Annotated in this window: 2 protein-coding genes; both read right to left on the bottom strand. The window is 43.2% G+C overall.

Features of this window, described 5'->3' with window-relative positions:
• Window positions 1-312 precede the first annotated feature (312 nt).
• Window positions 313-612 carry a hypothetical protein gene (locus ACYVRA_RS07385; RefSeq protein WP_461252103.1) on the bottom strand — a complete coding sequence of 100 codons (300 nt, stop codon included), beginning with the start codon at window positions 610-612 and terminating at the stop codon, window positions 313-315.
• A gap of 13 nt (window positions 613-625) precedes the next feature.
• Window positions 626-999: hypothetical protein (locus tag ACYVRA_RS07380; RefSeq protein ID WP_461252102.1), on the bottom strand; the 374-nt coding region annotated here is incomplete at its 5' end.

The raw sequence follows: 999 nt of genomic DNA, 5'->3' as shown, positions 1-999 counted from the left end.
TGCGGGTGGCAAAAACTCTGGGAGAGCCCGCCTTCGAGCCTTTTCAGCGACTGAACAGCGGTGGGTAGAAAGCTTTATCGTGGGTTTCTCGCTGAACTTTTATTCTCTGAATTTTCTTTGTTTTATTACAAAGTCTCTACGGCGGGGAACCCACAGAAGACGTTTTTACCACCCGCAGCCTGCCCTGACTGTACTCAAGAAGTTATTGGGCATACATCATCTTGTAACGCATATTAGCATTTTACCACTGTGAGCTATATAACAATGAACAATTAGCAATTAGTAACAGACATTATTCGGGGCGGTTTTTTCTCAAACAGCCGCCGCAATTTTCTCGCGCACAAGATCGCCGATTATTTCTTCGGGGGATTTGCGAGTCTCTATAGATTTTGTTAAAAGGTAGTTGACCGTAAGGTTATCCATACCCGAAAAACGGTTCATTTTGCGCTTCATAAAAACACCGTCTTTTTGGGAAGGATCGGTTTTCGGGGGATTTTCAGTATAATAATCGCTCCAGTACTGGGCTTCTTCTTCGGTCATGTCTTGCGCCATTCTATTTCTCTGTAGCCCCATGCTTGAAAGCCGACTGCCTAAAGACAATCTCAAGATCATCGTACATATCCTATTATACCATTTTAAACGCCGAGAAGAAAGAGGCAATTCGGCTTACGCTGGATTGCCTAGCAATTCGCACCTTAAAAAGAGCATTTCCCCCCAAATCCCACTTGACAAACTCCCCTAAAAACCGCAAAATACTCTCAATGAAACAAAAAGCCGCAATAAATACCCAATTCCCTACACAAAACCCGTTGCTTACTACCCTAATACAAAACCGCTTCGGGCTTAAAGCCATGTTTAACCCCCCCCCACACCCCCTACAAAAACACAACAAAAAAGGAGAAAAACCACAAAACCCATAACATACAAAAAAACCACCTACACACAACAACACTAAATAACCAACAAAAGAGCCCACACAACCCTCAATACACAACAACA

The organism is Treponema sp. R8-4-B8 (assembly GCF_054786175.1).
This window is presented reverse-complemented; position numbering and strand designations above follow the sequence as displayed.